At 64.0% G+C, this 22,269-nt stretch carries 20 protein-coding genes; 10 read left to right on the top strand and 10 right to left on the bottom strand.

Annotated features, from left to right (window positions below; genetic code table 11):
* Positions 1-56: 56 nt before the first annotated feature.
* Positions 57-443 (bottom strand): DUF2946 family protein, encoded by a 387-nt coding sequence (locus tag ABIA40_RS10075; RefSeq protein ID WP_036010108.1) that lies wholly within the window; start codon positions 441-443, stop codon positions 57-59.
* Positions 444-912: 469 nt separating this feature from the next.
* Between ABIA40_RS10075 and ABIA40_RS10070 the strand changes: the two genes are divergently transcribed.
* The 4 genes from ABIA40_RS10070 to ABIA40_RS10055 all read left to right on the top strand — a co-directional run bounded on the left by ABIA40_RS10070 (position 913) and on the right by ABIA40_RS10055 (position 5,034).
* The gene (locus ABIA40_RS10070) at positions 913-1,317 is read left to right on the top strand and encodes a globin (RefSeq protein WP_404540871.1); all 405 of its coding nucleotides are present in this window, start codon (positions 913-915) and stop codon (positions 1,315-1,317) included.
* A 142-nt stretch (positions 1,318-1,459) separates the two neighbouring features.
* On the top strand, positions 1,460-2,479 hold the full coding sequence (locus tag ABIA40_RS10065; protein ID WP_036010114.1) for a sugar ABC transporter substrate-binding protein: 1,020 nt from the start codon (positions 1,460-1,462) through the stop codon (positions 2,477-2,479).
* Positions 2,480-2,494: 15 nt separating this feature from the next.
* The gene (locus ABIA40_RS10060; RefSeq protein ID WP_404540869.1) at positions 2,495-3,997 is read left to right on the top strand and encodes a sugar ABC transporter ATP-binding protein; all 1,503 of its coding nucleotides are present in this window, start codon (positions 2,495-2,497) and stop codon (positions 3,995-3,997) included.
* Between the two features lie 11 nt (positions 3,998-4,008).
* Complete coding sequence (locus tag ABIA40_RS10055) at positions 4,009-5,034, top strand: ABC transporter permease (RefSeq protein WP_225125179.1); 1,026 nt, start codon at positions 4,009-4,011, stop codon at positions 5,032-5,034.
* 335 nt (positions 5,035-5,369) lie between these two features.
* Here the strand turns inward: ABIA40_RS10055 and ABIA40_RS10050 are convergent, their stop codons facing one another.
* Positions 5,370-6,059 (bottom strand): L-2-amino-thiazoline-4-carboxylic acid hydrolase, encoded by a 690-nt coding sequence (locus ABIA40_RS10050; protein ID WP_404540867.1) that lies wholly within the window; start codon positions 6,057-6,059, stop codon positions 5,370-5,372.
* Between the two features lie 45 nt (positions 6,060-6,104).
* Complete coding sequence (locus ABIA40_RS10045; protein WP_157283570.1) at positions 6,105-6,497, bottom strand: RidA family protein; 393 nt, start codon at positions 6,495-6,497, stop codon at positions 6,105-6,107.
* A gap of 127 nt (positions 6,498-6,624) precedes the next feature.
* On the opposite strand from ABIA40_RS10045, the gene ABIA40_RS10040 reads away from it, so the two are divergent.
* The 3 genes from ABIA40_RS10040 (at position 6,625) to ABIA40_RS10030 (ending at position 12,545) form a co-directional block, all read left to right on the top strand.
* A complete protein-coding gene (locus ABIA40_RS10040; RefSeq protein ID WP_271538236.1) occupies positions 6,625-7,251 on the top strand; it encodes a LysR family transcriptional regulator in 627 nt (208 codons plus the stop codon).
* A gap of 506 nt (positions 7,252-7,757) precedes the next feature.
* Positions 7,758-9,200: an FAD-binding oxidoreductase gene (locus ABIA40_RS10035; protein WP_271538009.1), complete on the top strand. Its 1,443-nt coding sequence runs from the start codon at positions 7,758-7,760 to the stop codon at positions 9,198-9,200.
* Between the two features lie 18 nt (positions 9,201-9,218).
* Positions 9,219-12,545 (top strand): AAA family ATPase, encoded by a 3,327-nt coding sequence (locus ABIA40_RS10030; protein WP_404540864.1) that lies wholly within the window; start codon positions 9,219-9,221, stop codon positions 12,543-12,545.
* A 518-nt stretch (positions 12,546-13,063) separates the two neighbouring features.
* On the opposite strand, the gene ABIA40_RS10025 is transcribed toward ABIA40_RS10030, so the two are convergent.
* Genes ABIA40_RS10025 through ABIA40_RS10005 form a run of 5 tightly spaced genes read right to left on the bottom strand, consistent with a single transcriptional unit; the run spans position 13,064 to position 18,448 of the window.
* Positions 13,064-14,092: an ABC transporter ATP-binding protein gene (locus ABIA40_RS10025; protein ID WP_404540862.1), complete on the bottom strand. Its 1,029-nt coding sequence runs from the start codon at positions 14,090-14,092 to the stop codon at positions 13,064-13,066.
* The gene (locus ABIA40_RS10020) at positions 14,085-15,065 is read right to left on the bottom strand and encodes an ABC transporter ATP-binding protein (protein ID WP_275499812.1); all 981 of its coding nucleotides are present in this window, start codon (positions 15,063-15,065) and stop codon (positions 14,085-14,087) included. Before ABIA40_RS10020 ends, ABIA40_RS10025 begins: the two co-directional genes overlap by 8 nt.
* Positions 15,062-15,883 carry an ABC transporter permease gene (locus ABIA40_RS10015; RefSeq protein ID WP_225140052.1) on the bottom strand — a complete coding sequence of 274 codons (822 nt, stop codon included), beginning with the start codon at positions 15,881-15,883 and terminating at the stop codon, positions 15,062-15,064. The genes ABIA40_RS10020 and ABIA40_RS10015 overlap by 4 nt, the downstream gene beginning before the upstream one ends.
* Complete coding sequence (locus tag ABIA40_RS10010) at positions 15,880-16,803, bottom strand: ABC transporter permease (protein ID WP_404540859.1); 924 nt, start codon at positions 16,801-16,803, stop codon at positions 15,880-15,882. The genes ABIA40_RS10015 and ABIA40_RS10010 overlap by 4 nt, the downstream gene beginning before the upstream one ends.
* A 55-nt stretch (positions 16,804-16,858) precedes the next feature.
* The gene (locus ABIA40_RS10005) at positions 16,859-18,448 is read right to left on the bottom strand and encodes an ABC transporter substrate-binding protein (protein ID WP_404540857.1); all 1,590 of its coding nucleotides are present in this window, start codon (positions 18,446-18,448) and stop codon (positions 16,859-16,861) included.
* Between the two features lie 282 nt (positions 18,449-18,730).
* On the opposite strand from ABIA40_RS10005, the gene ABIA40_RS10000 reads away from it, so the two are divergent.
* Complete coding sequence (locus ABIA40_RS10000; protein ID WP_404540855.1) at positions 18,731-19,558, top strand: hypothetical protein; 828 nt, start codon at positions 18,731-18,733, stop codon at positions 19,556-19,558.
* 68 nt (positions 19,559-19,626) lie between these two features.
* On the opposite strand, the gene mtnK is transcribed toward ABIA40_RS10000, so the two are convergent.
* On the bottom strand, positions 19,627-20,916 hold the full coding sequence (gene mtnK, locus ABIA40_RS09995) for an S-methyl-5-thioribose kinase (RefSeq protein ID WP_404540853.1): 1,290 nt from the start codon (positions 20,914-20,916) through the stop codon (positions 19,627-19,629).
* Positions 20,917-21,146: 230 nt separating this feature from the next.
* Here mtnK and ABIA40_RS09990 point away from each other — a divergent pair, with 230 nt between their 5' ends.
* Positions 21,147-21,596, top strand: a complete 450-nt coding sequence (locus ABIA40_RS09990) for a YidB family protein (RefSeq protein ID WP_036025325.1) — start codon at positions 21,147-21,149, stop codon at positions 21,594-21,596.
* A gap of 31 nt (positions 21,597-21,627) precedes the next feature.
* Positions 21,628-21,891 (top strand): GlsB/YeaQ/YmgE family stress response membrane protein, encoded by a 264-nt coding sequence (locus tag ABIA40_RS09985; protein WP_028178196.1) that lies wholly within the window; start codon positions 21,628-21,630, stop codon positions 21,889-21,891.
* Here ABIA40_RS09985 and ABIA40_RS09980 read toward each other — a convergent pair whose 3' ends face one another.
* On the bottom strand, positions 21,892-22,245 hold the full coding sequence (locus ABIA40_RS09980) for a hypothetical protein (protein ID WP_036025327.1): 354 nt from the start codon (positions 22,243-22,245) through the stop codon (positions 21,892-21,894).
* Positions 22,246-22,269 lie beyond the last annotated feature (24 nt).

Here is a 22,269-nt window from a genome sequence, read left to right as displayed (position 1 = left end):
GGCGCATTGCGATCCCGGCACGGCGGAAGCCGGCGCGGAGCTGAAGGTTTCGCGGATCAGGAAATGCGAGGGGGAGCGCGCGCCCAAGCGCTCGAACCGTCGATGGCGGCGAGGACCGGCGCGTTCGCCACGTGCCAGACGATGCGGGCGATGGGGCGGACGGGCGTTGAGAACGCCGCATGGGGCGGCGCGTCAAGCGAGGCGTCAGCGTGCGCGAGGCAACAAAGCGCGCATGCGCCAGCTTTCGCGGCCGGTGTCCCGGTCTCGTCGACCGGGCCGCCCTGCTCACTTGCGCTGTGGCAGATGACGCCTGCAGAGAACGGATCGGCCGCAGCCTGGCCGGCCGCGAGACAGGCGGCGATCGGCGCCAGCACCTGCATCACAAGGGCGAGCAGGACCAGAGGCAGGAATTTTTGCAGGCGTGCGCGCATCCGCCGGACCATTCGTTCGTGCGCCAACTAATCACTCGGGCGCAGCTGAGTCGAGGCCAGTTCCGCCGCCTGTTGGGCCCTGCGCAAACTGCTCGAAAAATTGTGGTCGGACGACCCCCACCCCCGGCGGGCCGGTATCTGAGGCAGGGAGACCCGCCCGGCAATCCACAAATTTCTTATATCTGTCATATATTTAGGGGAGCGAAAGCCCGATCGTTTCGTCAGCTGCTCCTATTTTGAACATTCGTTGCCGAAAATGATGACAAGTGAGAAAAGTTGATCTAGCATCCCTCTTGCTCAGGCGCTGACCGCGAGGTCGAGGCCTGGTGGTCCAAGTCTCGGGAGGAGCCCCTGGCGCGCAAAACGCAGCGTCGCCCCGTCAATCAAGATCAAATCTTAAGATCGGGGATAATAGGGTCGACACAATTTTTGAGCGGGGCCAGGGCCCCGCTCTTTTTTTGCCCGCGGCACTGAACTGTCGATGAACGCGGCCTTTCATCCCATCCACGACAGCTTTGAACGTGCGGCCTCGCGTTGCGCCGACCTCACGCCGCTCGTCTATCGACGTCTGTTCGAACTCCATCCGGAAACGCAGGCGATGTTCCGCGCGGATAGCGGTGACCTCGTGAAGGGGTCGATGCTAGGGCTGACGATCGAGGCGATTCTCGACTTCGCCGGCGAGCGCCGCGGGCATTTCCGGCTGATCGCGTGCGAGGTCGCCTCGCACGATGCCTATGGCGCGCCGCGCGAGCTGTTCATCGCGTTCTTCGTCGTCATCAGGGACGTGCTCCGCGATCTGCTCGGCGATGAATGGACGCCCGAGATCGCGCGGGCCTGGGATACATTGCTCGCCGAGATCGACGCATTCGCCGCCGCGGCCAGCTGACGCTTTGCGCTGCACCAACGCGCGGGCTGCGACGACGCTGCGGCTGAATGCAGATTGAGTGCGAACAACTCTTGTGAGAGACTTTCGGAGATCGGTAGCGCTACCAATGACGCGCCGACGACAAAATATATGGGAGCGAGCGATGTCCGGGACGAAAGATTTCTCGACGACCAGGCGCGATCTTCTTCAGGCGGCTGCGGCCGCCGGCGCCGGAGCTGCCATCCTCGGCAGCATGGGCATAAACCCCGCACTGGCCGCAGTCGGACGCAGCGAGAAGCCGTTGAAGGCGGCCTTCTCCAACGCCGGCCTCCAGGCCACCTGGTGCGCGCAAGGCAAGCAGGCGGCGGAATTCTGGGGCAAGCTGTTCAATGTCGAGGTGACCTGGTTCGACGGGCAGCTCGATGCGGTGAAGCAGCGCGCGGCGATCGACAACATGGCCTCGCAGAAATGGGACTTCGTCGCGATCCAGGCCTTCGGCATCGGCACCCTCACCCAGCCGGTGCAGAAGATGATCGACGCCGGCACGCCCGTGATCGACATGGACACGCTGATCGCGCCGCTCGATCAGATCAACGTCCATTCCTTCCTCGCTCCCGACAACGAGTTCATGGGCGCTTCGGTGACGCAGGCGCTGTGCAACGCCATGGGCGGCAAGGGCAAGATCATCATGACGCAGGGCGCGCTCGGCCACACCGGTGCGCAGGGCCGCGCCAAGGGCTTCAACTCGGTCGTCAAGCAATTCCCGGGCATCGAAGTGCTCGACACCCAGCCGGCCGATTGGGACGTGTCGAAGACCGCCCGTCTCTGGGAGACCTATCTGACCAAATACCCGCAGATCGATGCGGCCTTCTTCCACAATGACGATATGGCGCTGGCCGCCGCCAACATCATGAAGGCGCGCAATCGCACCAACATCCTGATCGGCGGGGTCGACGCCATGCCGCCGGCGATCCAGGCGGTCAGCGAAGGCCGCATGTTCGCGACCGTCCGCAATCCGTCCTGCCGCATCCATGGCGGCGCGATCGTCGCGGGCGTCTCCGCCGTGGTCGGCGGCGAGAAGAGCGGACAGGGCATCCCGAAGAACGTCGTCACCGACGGTCCGGTCGTGACCAAGGCGAATGCGGCCGGGATGCAGTGGATGCAGGATCACTTCCTGATCTGAGCCTCCAGATCCTTCATGAGCGTGGGACAACAGCCCATCCTGGAACTGCAGGGCATCACGAAGAGCTTCGGCGGCGTCGAAGCGCTTCGTGGTGTCGACTTCGCGCTTTATCCCGGCGAGATCCATGGTCTCGTCGGCGAGAACGGCGCCGGCAAGAGCACGCTGATGAAGATCATCGCCGGCGTGCACACCGAGTTCTCCGGCCGCTTCCTGGTCGACGGCCAGGAGATGCATTTTCGCTCGGCGCGCGATGCGCACGCCGCCGGCATCGCCATGGTGCACCAGGAGCTCAGCGTCGCGCCCGACCTGACCGTCGCGGAGAACGTCTTCCTCGGCAACCAGCCGACCAACGCCTTCGGCCTCGTGCAATGGCGGCGGATGGCGCGCGAGGCGGGCGAGCAGCTTGCCCGCTTCGGCATCGACGTCGATCCGATGGCGCGGCTCGGCGACCTTCCGATCGGGCTGCAGCAGCTGATCGAGATCGCGCGCGTGCTGTTCTCCGGCGCGCGCATCGTCATCCTGGACGAGCCGACCTCCGCCCTCTCCCCGCCCGAGGTCGAGCGCCTGTTCGCAACGCTCCGGCGGCTGCGCGAGGAAGGCACGGCGATCGTCTTCATCTCGCATTTCATCGAGGACATCCTGCTGGTGTCCGACACGGTGACCGTGTTCCGCAACGGCCGCAAGGTTGCGGAGACGGCGAGCGCCGCGACCAGCAAGGGCGCGCTGATCGAGGCCATGATCGGCCGCGGCGGCGAGGCGCTCGAGCATAGCTATACCGACGACCTGATGCTGCCGCAGCCGAGCGACAGCAAGGTCATTCTCAGGGTCGACCAGCTGTCGCTGTCACGCAGCCTTCAGGACGTCTCGTTCGAGGCCCGTGCTGGCGAGGTGCTCGGTATCTACGGCTTCATGGGCTGCGGCCAGCAGGAGCTGTCGCGCATCCTGTTCGGCAAGCTGAAGCCGGACGGCGGCACGCTTGCAGTCGAAGGCGTGCCGAAAACTTTCGCCAGCACGGCTGCGGCGCGGCGCGCCGGCGTGGCGCTGGTGCCGGAGAGCCGGCGCGACATGCTGTTCCACCAGGAGCCGGTCTACAAGAACATCTCGATCAGCATTCTCGACCGCATCTCCTCGCTGCTGCTCAAGCCGGCGCAGGAGCGCGACATCGCCAAACGCCAGGTCGAGCAGCTGCAGATCAGGCCGCCGGTGGTCGGCCTCGATCTCGGCATGCTATCGGGCGGCAACCAGCAGAAGGTCGCGCTGGCGAAATGGCTGACCTATCCGCCCAAGCTGCTGGTGCTGTGCGAGCCGACCCGCGGCATGGATGTCGGCGCCAAGAACGACGTCATCAACATCGTGCGCGACCTCAGAACGAAGGGGCTCGCGATCATCGTGCTGTCGACCGAGCCGGAAACGGTGCTGTCGCTGGCCGATCGCATCCTCGTGCTCAAGCGCGGCGCCTTGGTGCGTGAATTCAAGAACGAGCCGGTCAGCAAGGACCGCCTGCTGGAAGCGGCGTGACGGAGAAGCACATGAGCAGCGAGACGGCTTTGGCGACAGGACAACGGGCACGGGGCCTTGCGCCCTTCCTGCGCTCGCAGATGCGCAACATCGCCCCGTTCCTGACGCTGATCTTCCTCACCGCCTTCTTCGCCTTCGCCAGCCCCTCCTTCGCGACGCTCGACAATCTCGGCAATATCCTGACCCAGGTATCGGTGACGGGCATCATCGCCGTCGGCCTCACCTTCGTGATCCTCTGCGCCGAGATCGACCTGTCGGTCGCCAGCATCGCCAACGTCACGGGCATTGCGGTCGCCTACTTCACGCTGCAGGAATCCTACGTCAACATCGCCAACATTCCCCTGCCCGGCGCGGTCGCGATCATCCTGTCGCTCCTGCTCTGCGCCCTGCTCGGTCTCGTCAACGCGGTGGGGCTGACCGTGATCGGCATCCCCTCCTTCATCATGACGCTGGCAATGATGCAGATCGCCGCCGGCATCTCCGCGCTGCTGGTGCGCGGCCAGATCGCCTACAAGGTGCCGAGCCTGATCACGACGCTGGGCTCCGGCTCGATCGGCGGCATCCCCTGGATCGTCATCGTGGCCGCCATCATGCTGCTCGGCGGCCATCTGGTGCTGACCTACACGCGCTTCGGCCGCTACGTCTACATGGTCGGCGGCAATCGCGAAGCGGCCGAATATTCGGGCCTCAACGTCAAGCTGATCCTCGGCGCGGTCATGGTGATCTCGGCGGTGTGCTCGGGCCTCGGCGGCATGCTCGGCGTTGCCCATTTCGGCAGCGCGCAGCAGAACGAGTTCGACACCTACCTGCTCGATTCCATCGCCGCGGTCGTGGTCGGCGGCACCAGCCTGTTCGGCGGCCGCGGCGGCATCGGCAACACCATCGTCGGCCTCTTCGTGCTCGGCGTGCTCAACAACGGCCTCGACCACGTCAACATCGACAGCTTCCTGAAGATCCTGATCCGCGGCCTGATCCTGCTGGCGGCGCTGGTCATCAACGTTTATGCGCAGCGGCTGAGGGAGAAAGCGGCGGAATAGACGGCCGGCAAGACAAAAGTTCGAAAACAACCCCATGCACAGTAGCCGGGGCCAGCGGAATCAATGACTTGCCGACGGGTGTCGTGAAATTGCGGATTTTACGAATTCGATTTGCTCCGTCGGGCAAAACAGGGGTATAGTGGCATCATCGGCAGCCGGCTTTGAAAGGCCGGTGCACGCCCGTCCCCCGTCATTGCGAGCCACCGGGTCCGCGCGAAGCGCGGCCCGATGACAGGCTCCGCGAAGCAATCCAGGACTCTCTCCGCGGATGCATTTCTGGATTGCTTCGCTGCGCTCGCAATGACGACGTGGATTCGGGATCAGCTATATCGCGGTCAGCGGGTGCGGTCTAATCGCGAAAATCGAAAATTGCAGTGGCTGGCGCCGCCCGCGAGCGTCTGGGTCCGCTCCAGGCGGATGCCTCGCGTGGCGTAGGCGACAAAGTCGAGGCCGCAGATGTTCGGCAGGATCTCCGTGTCGCCACGGCGCGCCGCGAGCTTGCAGAAGCCGCAGGCCTTGTAGTCGATGCCGAATTCGAAAGTGTCCTCGGGACCCGGCTCGACGAAATCGTAGACGAAATCTTCCGGAAACTCCGCTTGGTGAGCCTCTGTGACGCTCCTTGCCGCCTGCTCACGCATCAAGGCCTGGTTCTCCGGCGACATGAACTGACGCCCTGCGGCGAGACGCTCGGCTTCGGGAATCATCAGCAGCTGCGCCTTGTAGATTTCCCGCTCGATCTCCCCGATCACGGGTACCGGCACGCCGTGGCGCCGCAGCACCCGACTGATGGCCATGAAGCCGGTCAGGCGCATGAAGAAATCGCTCATGCGGCTCGCCGCGCCGCCGACATAGGGCATCTGGGTGAGGACGATCTCGAATTCGTCCATCACCTCCAGCCTGATTGCGTGGATGTCGGAGAGATCCGTGCGCTCGCGGAGCATCGCTTCGGCAAGGTCTAGTCGCTCGCGCATGGCAGCCTCCATCGCGTGGCGGTGCGTCTGGTAGAACGGATGGATCTCAGCCATTGGACACCTGATATGATTGGCTCATTGCAACATCGACGAGCCGCCTCATTCCGCGGCGATCGCCTCGATCTCCAGCAGCCAATTGCTGTCGACGGTCTCGACCACCACGACGGTCAGTGCCGGCTGGTGCTCCCCGAGCATCGCGCGGCGAATGGCGCGATTGGCGACGACTTGGCTGCGATCGGTCAGGAACGTCGTGACCTTGACCAGGTGCTCGACGCCAAGGCCTGCCGCGGCGAGCACCTCCCTGACATTGCGCCAGGCCTGCTCGCATTGCGCCTCGAAGCCGTCAGGCACGGTGCCGTCGGACTTTTGAGGGACCTGTCCGCTGATGAACAGCAGGCGGCGATGCTGCTGCAGCTCGAGTCCCATGCAGTAGCCGCCGGCGGGCGGATGAACCGTTGCGGGATTGTGGCTGACGACGTGAGCTGATGGCATGGCGTTTCTCCGGATTTGCGCGCCAACCTAGCCGGCGGCATCAGCGCTGCGCAAAGCATACTTCCTGCGGTTCAGCGCAAGAAAATCTATTGCAAGGCCGCGGCCTATCGGTGTCAAAGTGCACTCGATGACCTACGCTCTTCCCCCACTCAACGCGCTCCGCGCCTTCGAAGCCGCCGCCCGACACCTCAGCTTCAAGCTGGCCGCGCACGAATTGCACGTCACGCCCGCTGCCGTTGGTCAGCAGGTGAAAGCGCTGGAGGCGCGCCTCGGCGTGCAGCTGTTCGAGCGTCTGCACAAGCAGCTCATCCTCACCGAGGCCGGCCGGGCCTATCTGCCCGGGATCTCCGAAGGCTTCCGCCACATTGCCGAGGCGACCTCGCAGCTGAAGCCGGCAGGCACGGTGCTGCTGCAAGTGGGGATCCACGGCAGTTACGACCTGCGCCGCCTCGAACTTGCGGGGTTTCGCAGCGCACATGCAGAGATCGGTTTGAGCGTGCTGCAGCCCGCCGGCCTGCACGAGCTCGTCGAAGGCAAGGTCGACCTCTTGATCGCCCGCGGCGTGAGCCACCATCCAGGCTATCGCTGCGAGCGGATCAATGAGGGATCGGGCCCGGGTGATTGGCTGGTTGCGCCGGAAGGCACGGCAGATTGTCCGGAGATCGTGCGTTTTCGGGCATGGCTGCGCGCGCTGCCCGCGGCGAAAACGCTCGCAAATCGTCGCCCGCGTCTGGTTGGCGGTGTCGGGAGCTGAGGGGGCACAACGTTGCGCGTCGAGGCCCGGACTTTCTTTCAACTCAACGCCCTACCCGTAAAGAGAAAATCGCGATGACCGTCTATGGCGCGTCGTCATAAACCCGCGCCCTAGATGAGGTCCGCTGTGCAGGGCCAGGAGCTGAATTGCGAGAAGTGGCAGCTGCTGACGTAAAACGGACATCGGCCGGCGAGTTGGCTTCAGCAATAGGACAAAGGGACCATCCTTTCTCTACCCCAGCAGTTCCTTCTGCGGACCGCATTTTCTTGATGCGGAGGTTTGTGGGCGCTTCTCATCCGCGAGACATTCTGTCGCAGAACCATTCGATTTGCCGGAGGACTAATCTCTAGGCGGAAATCTGTCGTTCGCAAGCCGAACGGCATGCAACGGGCGATCTGCGCCGTCAAGGTTGCAAGAGCCGTGGGCGTGGTCGCCCCTTTGCCGATCTGTCCAAGAGCGTGAAGTGGACTGCCGCAATACTGACCACTAGTCACGGAGGAGATACCATGACGGAGATCCGGCTGGCCTCGCTGCAGGGCGGGGCGATTACGCTTGAAAGCGATGCAATTGCTGCCTTTCGTCAAACCTTGCGAGGCAACGTCTGTCTGGCCGAGGAGCCGGGCTATGATGAAGCACGTACGATCTGGAATGCAATGATCGATCGCTACCCGGGCGCGGTCGTGCGCTGCAGAGGGGCCGCTGACATCATTCGTGCTGTACGCTTTGCCCGTGCGCATGGCCTCTTGATCGCCGTGCGCGGCGGCGGCCATAACATCGCGGGCAATGCTGTTTGTGACGGCGGGCTCTTAATTGATCTTTCCCTCATGCGCTCCGTCAGGGTTGATCCATTTCACCGCACCGCGCAAGTAGAGCCGGGCGCGACGCTTGGCGACTTCGACACGGAGGCGCAGGCTTTCGGCCTTGCGACCCCGCTCGGGATCAACTCGACGACCGGCGTTGCGGGATTGACACTGGGCGGCGGCTTTGGGTGGCTCAGCCGCAAGTTCGGGCTTGCCGCTGACAATCTGATCTCGGCGAACGTGGTGACGGCCGAAGGCGAGCTTGTCCGGGCGAGCATCGCCGAGAATACCGACCTGTTCTGGGCGCTCCGCGGAGGCGGAGCCAATTTCGGGGTGGTGAGTTCGTTCGAGTTCCGCCTGCATCCTGTTGGCCCAATGGTTCTGGCCGGACTCATCGTCCATCCCTTTGCGCGGGCGAAGGAGCTGCTCGCGGGCTATCGCGACGTCGCCGCCAAGGCGCCGGACGAACTGACGGTGTGGGTGGTGCTGAGGCAGGCGCCGCCGCTGCCGTTCTTGCCAGCCGAGGTTCACGGCAAGGAGATTGTCGCGTTCGCCGTCTGCTACACGGGAGAGGAGAACGAGGGCAAGCGCGCATTGGAGCCGCTGCGCGCGCTCGGAGAGCCGATCGCGGACGTGATCGGCATGCAGCCCTTCGCGGCTTGGCAGACCGCCTTTGACCCACTGCTTACGCCCGGCGCCTACAATTACTGGAAGTCGCACAATTTCGTTGAGCTCAACGACGGCCTTCTCGATACGCTGGAGAGCCATACGACCAGCCTGCCGACCGGAGAGTGCGAGATTTTCATTGGTCAGCTTGGTGGCGCCACCAGTCGCATGGCCGTCGACGCCACGGCGTTCCCCCACCGCGACGCGAACTTTGTCATGAACGTTCACACGCGATGGCGCGATCCGGCAGATGCGCAACGTTCGATCGCCTGGGCGCGCAGGCTCTTTACTGAGACCGCACCTCACGCAACCGGCGGCGTCTACGTTAACTTCATGCCGGAGGACGAGACCGATCGCGTCGCTGGCGCCTACGGCGCGAATTACGCTCGTCTTGCCGCGCTGAAGGCCAAGTACGATCCCGGCAATCTGTTCCGGTTAAACCAGAACGTCAGGCCGTCCACCGCACAGCGACCGGCCGCCTGACGGGCTACGGAGACGAAGTTGGACATCGGAGAATGGCTGCGCAGCCTAGGCCTCCAATCCTATGAGCAGACATTCCGCGACAACGGAATTGATCTCGAGATCCTGCCCCAACTGACGGTTGAAGATCTCAAGGAGATTGGAGTCCAGGCCGTCGGCCACCGTAGGAAGCTTCTCGATGCAATCGGTCTACTACCAGCGAACCTGGCGGCGCGGCCGCCCGCGTTGGTGGAGCGCCGTCGGCTCACGCTCATGTTCGTCGACCTCGTCGGCTCGACCGACCTCAGCCGCCGTCTCGATCCCGAGGAGCTGCGCGAGGTCATGCGAGCCTACTCGAACACAGTGGCGGCAGAGATTGTGCGACTGGAGGGCCACGTCGCGAAGTTTCTGGGAGACGGTGTGCAGGCCTATTTCGGCTGGCCGCGCGCAAGCGAAGATGCAGCAGAGCAAGCAGTCCGGGCAGGACTTGCGGTCGCAACAGCGGTCAGCGGCATGTCATCAGGCGCGGGAGGTCTGCTGGCAGCACGCGTCGGCATCGCCACCGGCCTGGTCGTGGTAGGTGATCTGCTCGGGGAAGGTGCTGCGAAAGAGGAAGCGGTCACTGGAGAGACCCCTAATCTCGCGGCCCGTCTGCAGCAGGTTGCGGAGTCTGGTACGGTCGTTATCGCCGACAGCACGCGCCGGCTGGTCGGCGATCTCTTCGAATTTGTTGAGCTCGGGTCCCTTCAGCTCAAGGGCTTTGCGGAGCCGGTGCAAGCGTGGCGGGTCATCGGCGAAGGCAGGGCAGAGAGCAGGTTCGAGGCGTTGCACGGCGCCCACGTCACGCCACTCGTCGGGCGCGGCGAGGAACTCGATTTGATGATGTCACGGTGGCGGCTTGCAGAAGGAGGGGCTGGACAGGCCGTCCCTATTTTTGGCGAGCCGGGAATCGGAAAATCACGATTGGTGCGCGCGCTGCGCGAACGGCTACAGGCTGAACAAATCACGCTCGTTAGCTACGCCTGTTCGCCGCATCACCTGAACAGCTCGCTCTTTCCCTTCATCTCGCAGCTCGAGCGGGAGGCGCGGTTCGCACCTGAGGATGCTGCGGAAAAACGGCTCGAGCGCCTCGAACTACTCCTTGGCGAAAACGGCGAGGGGCTATCTGGCGATGCAATCCAGCTCCTTGCCGATCTGCTCGGCATTCTAACTGAGAGGCCGAGCACCCAGCCAGAGATGTCGCCGCAGCAAAGGAAGGCGCTCCTGTTTCGCACGTTCGTGGCCCGGCTCGATCGACTTGCCGGTCGTGGCCCGGTGATGATGGTGCTTGAAGATGCGCACTGGCTTGATCCGACCTCGCGCGAGCTGTTCGACCAGATCGTGGATCGTATTCAGGACCTGCCAGTGCTGCTCGTCGCTACATTCCGCCCGGAACTCCCGCCGCCATGGACCGGTTTTCCTCACGTCACGTTGCTCATGCTGAATCGCTTGCCAAAGGCGCAGGTGGTTGTACTCGTCGACCGGATCACCGAAGGCAAAGCGCTTCCCGCCGAGGTCCTCGACCAGATTCTGGCGCGGACCGAGGGAGTGCCGCTCTTTACAGAGGAGCTCACGAAGGCTGTTCTTGAAGCCGGGATCCTCCGCTACACCGGCGCTCGCTACGTCCTCGCGGGCGTATTCCCGTCGTTGGCGATCCCCGCGACGCTGCACGATTCATTGATGGCGCGGCTTGACCGTCTTGCTCCAGTCAAGGAGGTCGCCCAGATCGGAGCCTGTATCGGCCGCGAATTCGATCACGAGTTGCTTGCTGCGGTCGTGTCGATGCCAGAGGTGGAGCTCGCCGCGGCGCTTGATCGCTTGGTAGCCTCGGAGCTCGTTTTCCGGCGGGGCCTCGCACCTGCCGCCACCTATGTTTTCAAGCACGCCCTTGTGCGCGACGCCGCCTACGAAAGCCTTCTCAAGCGGCGCCGCCAGGAGCTGCACGCACGGATTGCCACATCGATCGAAGCGCTCTTTCCGCAACTTGTCGAAGCGCAGCCGGAGCTGGTCGCCCGTCACTTCGGCGAGGCGGGCTTGGCAGAGAAGGCCATTCCATACTGGCTGAGGGCGGGGGGACTTGCGGCCGCCCGATCCGCGAATATGGAAGCAATTGCCCATCTGAGATCGGGGCTAGAGTGCGCCCAGACACTTCCTTCCGGAGCATCACGCTCGCGCTTCGAGCTTGATTTACAGCTCGGACTTGGAGGACCGCTGATTGCAACAAAAGGGTTTGCTTCAGGCGAGGCAGAAGCGGCATTCCAGCGGGCGCAGGAGCTCAGCCGTGAGCTGCAGAGCGAGGCCGATCTCTCCGCCGCGCTGAAGGGGCTCGGCCACGTCTACCACGTGCGCGCCAAATTGCGCGAAGCCGCGAGCATCGTCGCGGAGACGGAGGCGATAGCAAAACGAAGCGGTGATCCGGTACGCCAGGCCGAAGCCGATCATCTTGCGGGCGTGCTCTCATTCCACCTCGGCCAGTTTCAATTCTCGCGCGACCAGCTTGAGAGAAGTGCGCAAGCCGGCGAATACCGCGGCCGCTATTATTCCGAGGTGTACGGAATCGACATGAGCGTATTCTGCCGCGCCTACATGAGTCATTGCGACTGGCATCTCGGTTATCCGATTCGTAGCCTTAAGATTGCTGAGGAAGGGCTCGCCATCGCGCGCGAGATTTCACATCCATTCAGCATCGCGCTCGCGCTCAATTATCTGGCCATGCTCTGTCAATTCCGGCGAGAGCCCGATGCCGCACTGAAAGCCGCGGCAGAGTCGCGCGACGTCTGCACCGAGTACCGCTTCGACTACTATCGTGCATGGGCCAGCCTCGTTCGCGCCTGGGCGATCGCTGAATCCGGCAGGCTTGAGGAAGGTCTGGCGGACTTTGATACTGGGCTTGAGGATCTCCGGCGAACCAGCGCGGGACTACGCATTCCGCACCATCTTGGGTTGCGCGCGGCGCTTCATCGCAAGGCCGGAAACGCCATGACCGGGCTTCGGATCATCGACGAAGCGGTCGCAATTGCGGACGCAAGTCTCGAGAGCTGGTGCGCCGTCGAGCTTCACCGGGAGCGCGGTGAACTGCTGTTGCTGACAGGCGGGGAGCAGGCGGAAAATCAAGCGGACGCGGAGTTCGAGACCGCGATCAAAATCGCCGCCGCCCAGGGAGCAAAGTTGCCCGAGCTTCGCGCAAGCATTGCGCGCGCCAAGCTGCAAGCGTCACGCGGCATGCGGCGAGAGGCGCGCGACGTTCTTGTGCCGATCTACAGCTGGTTCAGCGAAGGCTTAGAAACGCTCGATCTCGTGGAAGCCCGCAAGATGCTAACAGACTTGTGACGAAGTTACCGCCATAACCGTGCGATCAGGTTCCGGACAAGACTGAGCTTTCGCATGCTTTGGAGTCAAAGTGCTACCTGGCCCACCCGGCCTGTAATGGCGCCAAGCGGACATCCTGCTGACGCGCCACTTCTGCTGCGTGTTAAAACGCGAAGAACTCAGATTTGAGCAAATCTGGTCCGCTCTGGCTCAACGAGCGGACTACCTACCGCCGAGGCGCAACTTCGCCGATGGGCCACAACCCGACCTCGGTATGGTATGAAGGAGATCGTCAACTGGGCCGCCGGGGTGTGATAGGGTTCTGGAATGTCGAGAGGCGCGCTGAAATGGACCCTCCTAGGATGCGCAGTCGTTTACTTCCTCCTGACGCTATACGGCCTCGTCGATAGCGGCGGATCGAAACCACTTCGGATCATGCTGTGGACCGCGATTTTGGGTCTTTACGCGTACCTGGTCGCTACATGGAAACGGCGAAAAACCACCGCCTGGTGTGGAATGGACGTACCCCCTTCGGCGCATTAGCCCGTGGTCGAGACTAACGCCATCCGTCCCGCAATCTCCTCACGCCGCCAGCACCGCACCGCGTGCCCATCCACCCGCGTCTCCAGCGACGGCCCCGGCTCGCTCCGGCACACCGCCTCCGCGTAGCGGCAGCGCGGGCTGAAGGCGCAGCCGTTCGGCGGGTTGAGCGGGTTGGGCAGGTCGCCGCCGGTCGTTGCCAGCGGAGCGTGGCGCAAGGGATCGGGGATGGCCGCGATCAGGGCCTGCGTATAGGGGTGCGCCGGACGTTCGAAAATCTCGCGCCAATCGCCGTTCTCGACGATGCGGCCGAGATACATCACGGCGACGCGGTCGCTCATGTGCTCGACCACACCGAGGTCGTGGCTGATCATGATGTAGGACAGGCCGAGCGTGTCCTTCAATTCCAGCAGCAGGTTGATGATCTGGGCGCGGATCGAGACGTCGAGCGCCGAGACCGGCTCGTCGCAGATGACGATCTTCGGGTTGAGGATCAGCGCCCGCGCGATGCCGATGCGCTGGCGCTGGCCGCCGGAGAATTCATGCGGATAGCGGTCGGCCTGCTCGGGGCGCAGGCCGACATGCCTCAGCATCGTCGCGACGCGGTCCTCGATCTCGCTTTTCGCGGTCACGCCGTGCACGCGCAGGGGATCCTCTAACGTGCGGCGAACGGTCTGGCGCGGATTGAGCGAGGCGTAGGGATCCTGAAACACGATCTGCACGATGCGGGCGAGCGCTTTCCGGTCTCCGGATTGCCGGTTCGTGACGAGGTGCCCGTCCAGCACGATGCGGCCGCGCGTCGGCGTCAGCAGGCCGAGGATCGAGAGCGCGACCGTCGACTTGCCGGAGCCGGATTCGCCGACGAGGCCGAGGCATTCGCCGCGCTTCAGCCTGAGGTCGACGCCGTCGACGGCGCGGAGCAGCCGACGGCCGCGGCCCAGCAGGCCGCCTCCAAGCGGAAAATGAACGGCGAGATCCTCCACGCTGAGGATCACATCGTCATCCGCTCTCCCCTTTGGCTCATGCATGGTGGTGACACCGGACGAAACCGCCCGCCTCCAGCCCATCCGTCTGCGGCGCGGTGGTTCGGCAAATATCCGTCGCCTGCGCGCAACGCGGATTGAACCGGCAGCCATCAGGGAAGCGCGTGATCGCCGGCACGACGCCCGCGATCTCCTTGAGCCTGCTGCGGCCGAGCGCAGCGCGGCTGCCAAGCCGCGGCAGGGAATCGACGAGGCCCTGCGTATAGGGATGGGAGGGCGCTCGGAAGATGTCGGCCGAGCCGCGCTCCTCGACGATGCGACCGGCATACATGACGGCGACGCGGCGGCAGACGTTGGCAACAAGACCGAGATCGTGACTGATCATCAGGATCGCCGTTCCGCGCTCGGCGCACAGATTGCGCATCAGCTCGATGATCTCCGCCTGCACGGTGACGTCGAGCGCCGTCGTCGGCTCGTCCGCGATCAGCAGGTCCGGACCGCAGGCCAGCGCAATGGCGATCATCACGCGCTGGCGCATGCCGCCGGACAGCTGGTGCGGATAGTCCTTCACGCGCCGCTCCGGCGCTGGGACGCGGACGCTCGCGAGCGCCTCGACAGCCAGCTGGTTGGCCTCCCGCCAGCTCTTGCCCTTGTGCAGCACGAACATCTCGGCGATCTGCCGCCCCACCGGCGAGACCGGGTTCAGTGCCGTCATCGGCTCCTGGAAGATCATGGCAATGCGATTGCCGCGCAGCTGCCTTTGCCGGGCGGCGGACAGGTGCTGGATCTCCTGGCCCTGGAACCGGATGACGCCGCCGGCGATCGACAAGGGTGGCCGCAGCAGGCCGATCAAAGCGAGCGCCGTGATGCTCTTGCCGCAACCGGACTCGCCGACGAGGCCGAACGTCTCGCCGCCATCGATGCGGAATGAAATGCCTTCGGCCGCCGCAACGCGCCTCGCTCCGTCATCGAGATCGATGCGGAGATTCTCGACCTCGAGCAGCGGCGCGCCGGTCATATGCGCCGGCTCCGCGATTGCGGATCGAGGATGTCGCGCAGACCATCGCCGAGCAGATTGAGGCCGAGCACGGTGAGGAAGATGGCAAGGCCCGGGAAAATCGAAAGCCACGGCGCCGTCGTGATCTGCTCGCGCGCTTCCGACAGCATGCTGCCCCAGCTCGGAAAGGGCGGGCGGACGCCGAGGCCCAGGAACGACAACGCGGCTTCCGAGAGGACCGCGCTGCCCATGCCCAGCGTGCCGATGACGACGATCGGTCCCAGCATGTTCGGCAGGAGCTGCGTGATCATGATGCGCACATCACCGTAGCCGAGCACGGTGGCCGCCTGCACATAGCCCTGGCTCCGCAGCGACAGTGCCGAGGCCCGTGCGAGGCGGCAGGTGAACGACCAGTTGGTCAGCCCGAGCGCGATCAAAAGGCTGGTCAGGCCGGGACCGAGCACCGCCATGATGGCGAGCGCGAAGATCAGCGAGGGGATCGCGAGCATGAGATTGGTCAGCGCGTTGACGACATCGTCCCACCAGCCGCCGAAATAGCCGGCGCTGAGGCCGAGCGCCACGCCGATGACGCTGTTGATGAGCTGCGAGACGATGCCGACCGTCAGCGAGACGCGCGCGCCGTAGAGAACGCGGGAATAGATGTCGCGGCCCTGCGCGTCGGTACCGAACCACCAGGTCCAGCTCGGCGGCTCCTCCGCATTCATGAGGTTGGCGTCCATCACGGGATCGGTATGTGCCAGCCATGGCGCGAGCAGGCCGACGACGATCGCCAGCGCGAACAACGCTCCCCCGATGACGAGATTGGCGCGGAGCTTCATGCGTATCTGATCCTGGGATCGATCACGCCGTAGAGCATGTCGATCAACAGATTGATCGCGAGAAAGAACATCACCACGACGAGGATGGAGCCCTGGACGGCGGGAATGTCGCGCTGGAGCACGCTGTCGACCAGCAGCGAGCCGATGCCCGGCCAGGAGAACAGTTTCTCGACCACCACCGCCTGCCCCATCAGTGCGCCGAACTGCAGGCCCATGGTCGTGAGGATGAGGACGAGCGCGTTGCGCATGACGTGCCACTTGACGACCCTGGTCTCGCTCATGCCCTTGGAGCGCGCAGTGCGGACGAAATCCGCGGTCATGATCTCGAGCACCGCGGCGCGCGTGGTCCGCGCCAGCAGCGCCATCGGCGAGACACCGAGCGTTACGGCGGGCAGGATCAGGTATTTGAGGCCACCATCGCCATAGCCGAAACTCGGCAGCCAGCCGAGCTTGAGCGCGAACAGGTACATCAAGAGCAGTCCGAGCCAGAACTTGGCCAATGACAGGCCGGACACTGCCAGCATCATCGAGACGGTGTCGACGAGACTGCCCGGCCGCAAGGCCGCGACGAAGCCGAGCGGCACGCCGATCAGTACCGCAAACGCCATGGACGCGAAGATCAGCTGCAGCGTCGGCCAAGCCCGCTTGGCGATCATCGTCGTGACAGGCTCACGGGTCCGGAACGAGGTTCCGAAATCGCCGGTCGCGAGCCCGGCGATATAGGTGCCGAAACGCATATAGACGGGCTGATCGAGGCCGAACTGCTTCTTCATGCGCAGCTCGACCTGCGGATCGCTGTCGTCGCTCATGCTCGAGACGATGCTGCCGGGAACGACGCTGAACAGCACGAACACCAGCAGCACCACGGCGAGCACGGTCGGAATGGTCTGCAGGACGCGGCGGATCAGGAACGCGAGCATCTCAACTTTTCCCCGCTCCCTCCCCCGCCGGGTCGCGCCGGAGGGAGCGCGCGTGTCACTTCGCGGGCGAGGTCTCGTCGACCCAGAGGTCCTCGACGTTCTGGTGGGTCAGCTCCGTCGCGTTGAGCTGAATTCCCTTGAGCCAGGGCTGCACCGCCATGACAGCCTTGTTGTAGTTGAAGAACCAGACCGGGGCCTCCTCGTAGAGCAGCGCATTGGCCTTCTGCATCAGCTGGATGCGCTTTGTGGGATCGTCGGCCTGTCCGGCTTCATCGAGGATCTTGTCGAAGTCGGGATTCTTGTAGGTCGTGTAGTTGCAGGCCGCCTGCGGCGTCGCCGAATGGAAGCATTTGAGCGCGGCCTGAGGATCCGGGCCGCTCGCCTGGGAATAGATGAAGGCCTGGTAATCGCCGGTGCGGACCACCTCCGCCAGCACCGCGGTTTCGACCTGCTTGACCTTGGCCTTGATCCCGACCTTGTCCAGCATCGGGATGACGGCCGAGACGATCGGCAGGCCCCAGCTTTCATTCTGGCTGGTGGTCCATTCGAACTCGAAGCCGGATGCGTAGCCCGCCTCGGTGAGCAATTGCTTGGCCTTGGCGGGATCGAAGGGGTAAGGCTTCATCGCCTTGTCGTAGGCCGGCGAGGTCAGCGGCAGCCAGCTGGTGGCGCGGTAGGCCTTGCCCTTGACCAGCTTGTTGATGATCAAATCGGTATCGATGGCGTAATTGATCGCCTGCCTCACGCGCTTGTCGGAGAACGGCTTGACCGCGGGATTCATCCCCATGTAGCGCGTGAACACCTCGGCGACCTCGACGATGGTGCCCTTGAGGTCGGCGTCGGACTGGTAGGCGACGTACTGCGCAGGTCCCAGCACCGAGGTGTCGATCTCCTTGTTGCGGAAGGCGACGTCGCGCGCCGCGGCCTCGCCCATGACCGACACGACGATCTTGTCGGCATAGGGCTTGCCTGGCTTGTAGAACCGGTCCCAGCGCTCCAGGACGATGCGTGATCCCGGCACATGCTCGACGAACTTGAACGGACCGAGACCGATCGGCTTCTGGATGAAGCTTTCCTTGGCGGCCTCGTCGGCGGGATAGATCGAGGTCAGCGCGGTGAAGAAGTAGAAGCCCGGATCGACCTTCTCGGTCAGCTTCATCTCGATGGTGAAGTCGTCGATCTTCTTCAGGCCGGAGATCTCCTTGGCCTGGCCCTTCTCGACTGCGGCCGCGCCCTCGATGACGCGAACGTAACGCGCGCCGGGATAGGCCTTGCTGCCGTCCATGATGCGGTTGTAGGACCAGATGATGTCGTCGGCGGTCATCTTGCGGCCGCTATGGAAATAGGCGTCGTCGCGCAGCTTGAAGGTGTGAACGAGGCCTCCGCCCGAGACCACGCTCTCCTTGGCGAGCTCCAGCACCGGCTTGCCCTCCGCCGAATTCCAGATGTAGAGCGAACGGTGCAGGGCCTTGGCGTAGATCTCGTCCTGGGCCCGCTGCGTGGTGTGAATGTCGAGGCTGGTGAAGCTCGAGCCGTAGGGCGCCGTCATGCGGATGGTTCCGCCCTTGCGCGGTGTCTGCGCCTCCGCTGTGGCGGCGAGCGCCAGTCCCAAACCGGCAACGATCGCGATGGTCTTGAACATCATGTGTCCCCCCGACGCAGGCTTATTCCGACAAGTGATTTGATCATTCGTCGCCTGCCGAAAGCAAGCTTCGTTTTGACGGCAAATGATGCCGGTTCCTGAGGCATGCTTTCGGCGGAGGCGCAATGACGCGGTGCGTCATCGGGCGGGTAGGATCGATGAACATTTTTCGTGATCGAGGCGACCAAGCTCAGGATCATTATCTGAGCCCCAAGGGATGGCGCAAAAATGCATCGCCGAACGCTAGGTGCCCTGCTCGCCACGGGTCTGGTCGCCGCGACGGCCGTGCTGGCGCGCCCGGTCGCGGCCGGCCTGGGTGGAGAGAGCGCGACAAACGCTATCCAGTTCGGCTGGAGTCGCACCTCCGGCGCGAACGACAATGTCGACCAGACCTGGTGGGCGGTCCGGAGCCATGACGCTCTGGACAATTTCGTCGAACGACTGCTCAGCATCCCCGTCGGGATGATGGCGCGCGGTGCGGGGGCACGTTTCGAAGCCAAGCTCTCCGAGCATACCGGCCTGCCGCTGCCCGAAGGGTGGGCCCTCGCGACGGCGAAAGAATCGCCGCAGATCCGGTCGATCTACGCCGAGACGCCGCGCGATTTCGCCTCTGTGCTCGGCTTCTATCGCGACGCACTCGGCAAGCGTGGCGGGACGGAGAAAGACGGTGCGCTCGAAGAGCCGGACCGGGCCGTGATCACGTTCCTGACGAGAGAGGGACCGCTCCTGCTCCGGCTCTCACGTCAGGACGGCAAGACAATTGCCGAGCTGTCGAGGCGCAAATTCGCTCCGGCGACCATCGGCCTGCTGCCGAAGCCGGGGCAAGTGAGGCTGATGCTCGGCAACAAGACGGATGAAGCGGCGGTGATCACCGTCGCCGACCAGGCCGTCCATCTGGCGGCGCACGCCGGCGAAGAACTGGCGAACTCCGACGGTGCCGCAGGCAAATTGCCGGACAGCCAGAAGCTCGATCTGCCGCCCGGCAGGTACAAGGTCACCCTCAAGGTGGATGGCGGAGCGGCAGTGAGCCGGGAGTTCGAGGTCGCGGCCAACGAGACCTGGGGTTTGCTGGCCGGCGCGGACGGCGTCCTGCTGCCGATGCGGCTTTACTAACGTTCCGGGGACGATCTCTCATCTCGTAATGACGGAGCGTGGGGCGGGCGCCTCATCATGTGGCTGGTTCAGCCCGACAATTCCGGCATCCAGTCCCGCAGTTTTCGCGCGGCATTCGTCACATCCGCGATGGTCCGGAACGACGCCGTCTCCACCATCATCGCCCTCGCCAGCCGCACGGCACGGGCTTCGCTGACCGCCCGCGTGCGCGGGTCCTCGATCAGCTCGAAATCGATGTTGTGGGCGAGGCCGAAGATGCGGCGGATGATTTTTGCGGCTGCGAAGCCGACAGCGTCGGCGAACAGGCGTTGCATGTAGCTTTGTCGCTCGGCTTCCAACCGCGCGGCACCCTGTTCGCCGGCGAAAAGCGAGACTGGATAGGCATCGCCGGTGCCTCCCGCCCGCCAGAGATCGAGGAACTTTCGGGTAAACTCGGTCCAGACCTGCTCGACCGTCTCCAGCACCCAGGCCTCGAATGCCGCCCGTTCGCCCGGCGCGCGCTCGTGGCCGGCGGAAGCGAAATAGGCCATCAGGAGATTGGCCAGCACCGCGCCGACGTCGAAGCCCATCGGACCGTAGAACGCGAATTCCGGGTCGATCACGCGGGTCTGGCTATCCGTGACCATGATCGAGCCGGTGTGGAGGTCGCCATGGATCAGCGCTTCCGGACCCGCCATGAATTTCAGCTTCAGCCGGGAGATTACGACGTGCAGCTCCAAGTCCTCGCGCAAGCGCGCGGCAAGGCCGTCGAGATGGGGCGCGGTCCAGCGGTTCTGCTCGGCGATGCGGTAGGGATCGGTGAAGATCAGGTCCTCGGTGATCTTGCAGAGCGCATGGTTGCCGGCAAAGGCCGCGATGGCCTCCTTCTTCTCGGCCGCGGATAGCGCGAGGTCGGAGGTGAAGAACAGCGTCCGCGCCATGAAGGTGGTGATGTCGTCCACGAAGCGTGGATAGCGCGTTGCCGCGACCAGGCCCTTGCGCATGATGATGTGGGGCTCGAGCAGCTCCATCACGGTCAGCGCCAGGGTCTCGTTGTGATGCAGCACGGCCGGCACCAGGCTAGGCGCGAGCTGGGCCTGGCGCGACAGCGCCAGATACTCGTAATGGGCGCGCGACAACGGCAAGGGCCAGCTCTCGCCGACGAGGCGGACGTAAGGCAGCGCCTGCTTCACGGCGATGCCGCCGCGTGCGCCCTTGACGATGAAGACGAGGTTGAGGTTGCCGTCGCCCACCTCGGTGATCGCCCAAGACGCCGGTTCGCCGCCAAGGAGCGCGGAGATATCAGGCAAGCCTGCGAGATAGTCCCGCAAGTCCGCCTCGTGCAAAATCCGATAGTCCCCTGCCCGGTCCCCGGTCATTGCGATCCCATCCCATGTCTGGGCCGGATCGCTACTCCCGATGCTGGCAAGCTCGAGCCGATCCGGCCATTCTTTTCATCGGATCGTAGCCACAATGTACGCTGTCTGCCACCCGCTGCTTTGGTGGCGGCCAAGCTGGGACGCTTGGTCGCGAGCTCCGATTGGTCGATTGAGGAACCCAAGCAGGCTGAGACGGTTTTGGGTTTCTGACCTTCTAAAAGGAGCTAGCGATGAGCCGCGGAATGCCTTCCATGACTGCCCTGCTGGCGATGCTGGCCATCGCCGGGTATCAAAATCGCGACAAGCTGGCGGAGCTGCTGAAAGGCGCCGGCGCCGGCTCGTCCACGGGCGGCCAGCAGCCGCTCGGAGGCATGCTCGGCAATCTCGGCGGCATGCTCGGCGCTGGCGGAATCGGGGGCCTGCTCAATGGCGGGATTGGCGAGCTCCTGGAGAGGTTCAACCAGAATGGGCAGGGCGAGATCGCCGATTCATGGGTGAAGCCAGGCCCCAACAAGGAGATCTCCCCGCCGGAGCTCAAGCAAGCCATCGGCAGCGACGTCCTTGAGAAGCTCGCGCAGCAGACCGGGCTTTCCCAGGAGGAGATCGTCTCACGGCTAACCCGCGAGCTTCCTTCCGCCATCGACAAATACACGCCGGATGGACGCCTGCCCGACGCATAGAAGCAGCGGCTCAACTCGAAAAGGTGTACTCATGAGCATTCTCTGGACCATCATCATTGGCTTTCTCGCCGGCGTGATCGCCAAGTTCATCATGCCGGGCGACAATGAACCGTCCGGGTTCATCCTGACGACCATCCTCGGCATCGTCGGCGCCTTCGTCGCTTCGTATCTTGGGCAAGCGCTGGGCTGGTATCGCCCTGGCGAGGGTGCGGGCCTGATCGGTGCCGTGGTCGGCGCGATCGTCGTGCTGTTTGTTTACGGTCTCTTCGCCGGCCGGCAGCGCCGCGCGATCTAGCTAGAAGGTCTCCCGCTCCAGGAAGCTGGAGCCGATGTCGGCCTTTCTCTTGATCGGATCGTAGTCGCAATAGACGCTGTCCGCGACCAGCGTGTAGCTGGCGCTGACCGTGTATTTGTCCGTCTTGACCGAGTTCAGGCCGATCACCGAGGTGCTCTTGCCGCCGTTCCATTTGAACGGCGTCGAGCTTTTGGCCTGCTCGCAGGCCAGCACGGCCTCGTTGAAGACATAGCCCTCAACGAACGCCTTCAGGGTGCGCACCTGCACCGCCATCCGCCATTCGAAATAGCCGATGGCACCGAGCCCTGCGACGATCAGCACCAGAAGCGCAATGACGATACGCTGAAATGTCATTTTTGACCCCATAACAACGCCAAT

Origin of the sequence: Bradyrhizobium sp. USDA 223, assembly GCF_044909005.1 — a bacterium.
In the GTDB taxonomy this organism is placed as follows: Bacteria; Pseudomonadota; Alphaproteobacteria; order Rhizobiales; family Xanthobacteraceae; genus Bradyrhizobium; species Bradyrhizobium yuanmingense.
The sequence above is the reverse complement of the archived record's forward strand: the minus strand, read 5'-3'. Positions and strand labels throughout refer to the sequence as shown.